The sequence below is a fragment of the Streptomyces sp. NPDC007901 genome (assembly GCF_042959465.1).
Classification (GTDB): domain Bacteria; phylum Actinomycetota; class Actinomycetes; order Streptomycetales; family Streptomycetaceae; genus Streptomyces.
In genome coordinates this window covers 93,351-99,425 of the sequence record NZ_JBIBKW010000027.1, presented here as the reverse complement: position 1 = coordinate 99,425, position 6,075 = coordinate 93,351, and the positions used below count along the sequence as shown (strand labels likewise).

The following is a 6,075-nucleotide window of genomic DNA, read 5'->3' as shown; positions in this document are numbered from 1 at the left end:
GGGGTGGGGGGGGGGGGGGCCGCCCGGGGGGTGTTGTTTTTTTTTAGCGCCCCGCCGCGGGGGGTTCCCAACCGCGTCCGGCGGTTTTGGGGGCCGGGGGGCCCCTCCACCCGCGGGGCCCCCCCCCCGACCTCACAGGGTCCTCACCGGAACTCGTGGACCACCGCGATCGCGCCGACGATGTGCGCGTTGAACTCGTCCAACTCCTCGGCCGGCACCCAGAGCTCCAGGATCGTGCTGCCGCCCGCCTGCTGGACCGGGTAGCGCCGGACGAACTCCGTGTCGACCTCGAAGCGGGTCACATAGCCGGCGCCGTCGTGCTTGACGTTCCAGTCCCGGGCGATCCTGATCGCGTAGTCCTCGTTCAGCACCGGGTAGAAGATCGGCTGCTCGGGCAGCCGCGGCGGCCAGGCGCGCCACTCCAGCTCCCGGACCAGGTCGAGTTCCACGGGGCCGGTGGGGCGCCAGAGGGTCGTGGTCGGGCGGGGGCTGGTCATGGCGTACGACTTCCTGTGTGAGCTGCGGGGCGGGAGCCCGACGATATCGGCGCCGGGGCTCGTGCGGCCACCGGGTTTCCGCTCCGACCAGGCGCGTTGCTCCCCTCGCGGGTACGGCCGTGACCCCCGGCCGTCCGCGTAGTTGAAACGGGCATGAAGAAGCGCAGCATGCTCGCCATCGCCAGCCTGGCCACCGGGTTCGTCGTGGCCGCCATCACCCCGTCCCATGCCGCCGAGGAAGGTCCCCTCGGCGACCTGAACGTCTCGGGCACTCTGGAGCACGTCGACCACTTCGTGAGCCAGGACAGCTTCCAGGCCGACCAGAACCTGCTGGGCCAGGAGTAGCCCGGCCGGGCGAGAGTGATCGGTGGTGCCGGGGTCCCGTGGGCGGGGCACCGGCACTCCGCTTTGTGCGCCCTCAACGGGAACTGGTTTCCGTGGCAGTGTGGAGCGGGCAAGCCACAGGGGGCCAACAGAAGAGGGGGAGTCCGTGATCGTCTGGGTCAACGGCGCGTTCGGTGCGGGTAAGACCACCACCGCACGTGAACTGATCGAACTGATCCCGAACAGCACGCTCTTCGACCCCGAGGTCATCGGCGGGGCACTGACACACCTGCTGCCGGCCAAGCACCTCGCCGAGGTCGGCGACTTCCAGGATCTGCCGATCTGGCGACGCCTGGTGATCGACACGGCGGCCGCGATGCTCGCCGAGCTGGGCGGGACCCTGGTGGTCCCCATGACGCTGCTGCGCCAGGAGTACCGCGACGAGATCTTCGGTGGCCTCGCCGCCCGCCGGATCGCCGTCCGGCATCTGTGTCTCACCCCGGCCGAAACGATCCTGCGCGAGCGAATAGCGGGCCGTGAGATCCCGCCCGACCTGCCCGACGGCGAGATACGCGTCCGGCAGTGGTCGTACGACCAGATCGAGCCCTACCGCGCCGCCCTCGCCTCCTGGATCGCCGCCGACGCCCATCTCGTCGACACCAGCGAACTCGGGCCGTACGAGGCGGCGGTGCGGATCGCGGAGGCGGTGGGGAGTGGCGAAGCTATGGTATGTGACATAGTACAAACTCCCGAACCCACCGCCGAAACCATCGCCGCAGGCGTCCTCCTCTTCGACGAACACAACCGCTTCCTCCTCGTCGACCCCACCTACAAGGCCGGCTGGGAGTTCCCCGGCGGTGTCGTCGAGCCCGGCGAGGCCCCCGCCCGGGCGGGGATCCGCGAGGTCGAGGAGGAGACCGGGATACGGCTGGAGGAGGTGCCGCGGCTGCTGGTCATCGACTGGGAGCAGCCCGCACCGCCCCGCTACGGCGGACTGCGGCTGCTCTTCGACGGCGGCCGGCTGGACTCCGCCGAGGCCGGACGGCTGGTGTTGCCGGGGCCCGAACTGCGGGGCTGGCGCTTCGTCACCGAACAGCAGGCCGCCGAGATGCTGCCGCCGGTGCGCTACGAACGGCTGCGCTGGGCGCTGCGGGCCCGCGAGCGCGGCGCCGCGCTCTATCTGGAGGCCGGCGTCCCGGTCGGTTGACATGACCTGACGCACTGTCAAGTCTCCGCTTCCTTGGTCTGGTTGACGGGGACTTTGGCATTTCCCGGGGGTACGGAGAGCACTTTGCCCGGGGTGGAAGGTTCCTAGGGGAAAACGAGGGTGAATTGAAGCCGTCCCGGTATGAACAAGAACGTGAAGGAGGTACACAAACGTTCTACCGTCGGTGCGCAGCTCAACTTCCTCGCGGCCGCTGGCCGCCGTGCACAGGCCGGACATCCACCGGCTGAAGGAGGGACATGCGCGCGCACACTTCGGCCCTCACAAGGGGACTCGCACTGACCGCCGGGCTCGTCCTGGCGCTCGCCGCCTGCAGCAGCGGGGGAGGCGGCGGGGGGAGTGGCGGCAAGGCCACTTCGGCCGGTCTCACCAACTGCTCCACCGAGGGCAAGGCCGACACCTGCAACTCCGGCACCACCAAGCCTGGCGGCACCTTCACCTACGTCATCGAGAAGAACGTCCAGCAGTGGAACGTGCAGGACACCAACGGCAACACCTTCGAGAACGCCGAGGCGCTGAGCCCCGTGCTGCCCCAGGTCTACGTTCCCCAGCCGGACTTCAGCGTCAAGCTCAACACCGACCTGGTGACCTCGGCGACCCAGACCAGCGCCAGCCCCCAGACCCTCGTCTACAAGATCAACCCCAAGGCGTCCTGGAACGACGGTACGGCGATCACCGCCGACGACTTCGTCTACTACTGGCGCACCAACGACGGCAAGGACTGCCCGCCGCCGCCCGCCAGCGACTCCACCCAGACCAAGGGCTGCCTGCCGGAGAGCACCGCCGGCTACGACCGCATCAAGTCGGTCACCGGTTCCGACAACGGCAAGACCGTCACCGTCGTGATGGCCAAGCCCTACGCCGACTGGAAGTCCCTGTTCGGTGCGGGCTACCCGTTCTACCCGGCGCACGTCGCCGAGAAGGTCTCCGGCGCCAAGGCGGGCGACGCGGCCCACATGACGGCCGCCCAGATGACCCAGGGCTGGCAGTACTTCCAGAAGAACCCACCCACCAAGTACGCGACAGCGGGCCCGTACAAGATGACCGAGTGGGTGGACAACGATCACGCCACCTACGAGCCCGACCCGAAGTGGACGGGCACGAAGGCCACCCTGCAACGGCTGATCTTCAAGGTCATCTCGGACGCCACCCAGGAGCCGATCGCGCTGCGCAACAACGAGGTCCAGGGCATCTACCCGCAGCCCGAGGTCGACCTCGTCAACCAGGTCAAGGCCATCCCCAACGTCACCTACACCATCGGCAGCGGGCTCACCTGGGAGCACTTCGACCTCAACCTGCACAACCCGGTGATCGGCAAGTACCTGGCCCTGCGGCAGGCGATGTTCACTGCCATCAGCGTCAAGGACATCATGGCCAAGACGGTCGCCCAGTTCGATCCCGGCGTGAAGCAGCTCTACAACCACAACTTCGTCCCGGGGACCGCCGGTTACAAGGACGTGGTCAGCGCCAGCGGCCAGGGCTCGGGTGACCTCACCAAGGCCGAGAAGTACCTCACCGACGCCAAGTTCACCGGAGTCGGCACCGCCCTCAAGACCCCGGACGGCAAGGCCGTCGGCCCCTTCAACTGCCGCTACACCACCGGCAACCAGATCCGGCAGAGCGAGTGCCAGATCCTGCAGAGCGACCTCGCCAACCTGGGGATCAAGGTCACGATCAAGCCGATCGGCGCCGCCGACCTCGGCACGGTCCTGGCCGGCCACCAGTACGACATCGTCGTCTTCGCCTGGGTCGCCTCGCCGTTCGCGATCAGCGGCGCCCAGCAGCTGTGGACGACCGGAGCCGGCGGCAACTACGGCGGCTACAGCAACAAGCAGGTCGACTCCCTGATCAGCACGGCCATCGGCGAGACCGACCAGACCAAGGCCGCCGCCCTGCTCAACCAGGCCGACCAGATCATGGTCAACGACGCCTACGTGCTGCCCCTCTACCAGAAGCCCACCTTCCTCGCGGTGCAGACCCGGTTCGTCAACATGCGCAACAACTCCACCAACGTCGGACCGCCGTACAACGTCGGCGAGTGGGGCCTCAAGAAGTAGCCCCAGCGACCAGCCGGACCGATTCCCGGCCCCGGAGACCCCGGGGCCGGGCCTCCCGCGAGAGAAGACCGCATGCTCGCCTACACCGTGCGCCGCATCCTCGTCTCCATACCCGTCCTGATCGTCTCCACGTTCATCGTCTTCCTGGTCGTCATCAACTCCGGCGACCCGGTGGCCAACTTCGCCACCTCCCGGCAACCGCCCCCCAGCAAGGCCGCGGTGACCGCGTTCGCCCGGCACATCCACGCCGACCAGCCCGCCGTGGAACGCTACTGGAACTGGATCACCGGGGTCCTGCACGGCGACTGGGGCCCGTCCGTCCAGTCCAACCTGGACATCGGGCACGACCTGTTCACCCGCTTCCGGGTCACCGTCACCCTGGTCGCCGCCGCCATGCTGCTCGCCCTGGTGATGTCCATCGTGTTCGGGGTGTTCAGCGCGATCCGCCAGTACAGCGTCGCCGACTACACCATCACCTTCCTCGGCTTCCTCTTCCTGGCCATGCCCGTGTTCTGGTTCGCGGTGCTGCTCAAACAGGCCGGCATCTGGTTCAACCAGCAGACCGGCAGCCAGTTCCTCGGCACCATCGGCGAGAAGTCCCCGTACCTCGAAGTGGACACCACCTGGAACGAGTTCACCGACCGCGTCGGCCATCTCATCCTGCCCACCATCACCCTCGCCCTGGTCTCCTTCGCCTCCTGGACCCGCTACACCCGCGCCGCCATGCTGGAGGTCCTGGACAGCGACTACGTACGGCTCGCCCGCGCCAAAGGGCTGCGGCGCGGCAAGGTGCTCACCCGGCACGCCCTGCGCACCGCGCTGATCCCGCTCGCCACCGTCACCGCCCTCGACATCGCGATCATCCTCGGCGGCGCCGTCATCACGGAGACGATCTTCCAGTGGCACGGCATGGGCGAGATGCTCGTCCAGGCCGCCACCACCCTCGACGTCTACCGGACCATGGCCTGGCTGCTGCTCTCTGCCGTCGTCGTCATCGTCTTCAACCTCTTCGCCGACCTCCTCTACGCCGTACTCGACCCGAGGATCCGCTATGACTGACATCGGGGCACTCGGGCCGACCGGCACCCAACCGGCGGACACCGACCACGAGTTCACGGTCCGTCAACGCACCCAGACCCAACTCGTCCTGCGCCGCTTCCTGCGCCACCGGGCCGCGATGATCAGCCTGGTCGTGTTCGTGCTGATCGTGCTCTGGGCGTTCATCGGCCCGCACTTCTGGCACTACTCGTACACCAAGTTCACCCCGGACAACTCCCAACCCCCTTCCTGGAAGCACCCGTTCGGCACCGACTCGTCCGGGTACGACGCCTACGCCCAGGTGATGCGCGGCACCCAGACCTCCCTGAAGATCGCCATCCTGATCGCCCTCGGCTCCACCCTGGTCGGTGCCGTGTGGGGAGCCGTGGCCGGCTTCTACCGGGGCTTCGTCGACGCGTTGATGATGCGCATCGCCGATCTGGTGCTGACGCTCCCGCTGTTCGCGATCGCCCTGGTCATCTCCTCCCGCAGCGGCGGCTCCTGGTACTGGATCGCCGTGGTGATCGCCGGACTGACCTGGGCCTACGTGTCCCGGGTAGTGCGCTCGACCGTACTGTCGCTGCGCGAGAAGGAGTTCGTGGAGGCCGCGCGGGCGCTCGGCGCCTCCGACACCCGGATCATCTTCCGGCACCTGCTGCCCAACGCGCTCGGCCCGATCATCGTCAACGCCACGATCCTGGTCGCCACCGGCATCCTCACCGAGACCGCCCTGTCCTTCCTCGGATTCGGCGTCCAGCCGCCCGACACCTCCCTCGGACTGCTGGTCGCCCAGGCGCAGACCGCGGTGGACACCCGGCCCTGGCTCTTCTACATCCCCGGCGCCTTCATCATCGCCATCGCCCTCACCATCAACTTCATCGGCGACGGGCTGCGCGACGCCTTCGACCCCCGGCAGCAAAGGGTGCGACAGTGA

6 protein-coding genes are annotated in these 6,075 nt (G+C 68.1%); 5 read left to right on the top strand and 1 reads right to left on the bottom strand.

Annotated features, from left to right (window positions below):
- Positions 1 to 143: 143 nt before the first annotated feature.
- The gene (locus ACFZDK_RS48530; RefSeq protein WP_390983724.1) at positions 144 to 497 is read right to left on the bottom strand and encodes a hypothetical protein; all 354 of its coding nucleotides are present in this window, start codon (positions 495 to 497) and stop codon (positions 144 to 146) included.
- Positions 498 to 650: 153 nt separating this feature from the next.
- Here ACFZDK_RS48530 and ACFZDK_RS48525 point away from each other — a divergent pair, with 153 nt between their 5' ends.
- The 5 genes from ACFZDK_RS48525 (at position 651) to ACFZDK_RS48505 (ending at position 6,075) form a co-directional block, all read left to right on the top strand.
- Positions 651 to 842, top strand: coding sequence for a hypothetical protein (locus ACFZDK_RS48525; protein ID WP_390983722.1), 192 nt, complete (start codon positions 651 to 653; stop codon positions 840 to 842).
- 145 nt (positions 843 to 987) lie between these two features.
- Entirely contained in the window at positions 988 to 2,028 is a 1,041-nt protein-coding gene (locus tag ACFZDK_RS48520) for an NUDIX domain-containing protein (protein WP_390983719.1), read from the top strand.
- A gap of 257 nt (positions 2,029 to 2,285) precedes the next feature.
- Positions 2,286 to 4,103: an ABC transporter substrate-binding protein gene (locus tag ACFZDK_RS48515; RefSeq protein WP_390983716.1), complete on the top strand. Its 1,818-nt coding sequence runs from the start codon at positions 2,286 to 2,288 to the stop codon at positions 4,101 to 4,103.
- Between the two features lie 72 nt (positions 4,104 to 4,175).
- Positions 4,176 to 5,162 carry an ABC transporter permease subunit gene (locus ACFZDK_RS48510; protein WP_390983713.1) on the top strand — a complete coding sequence of 329 codons (987 nt, stop codon included), beginning with the start codon at positions 4,176 to 4,178 and terminating at the stop codon, positions 5,160 to 5,162.
- On the top strand, positions 5,155 to 6,075 hold the full coding sequence (locus ACFZDK_RS48505; protein WP_390983710.1) for an ABC transporter permease subunit: 921 nt from the start codon (positions 5,155 to 5,157) through the stop codon (positions 6,073 to 6,075). The genes ACFZDK_RS48510 and ACFZDK_RS48505 overlap by 8 nt, the downstream gene beginning before the upstream one ends.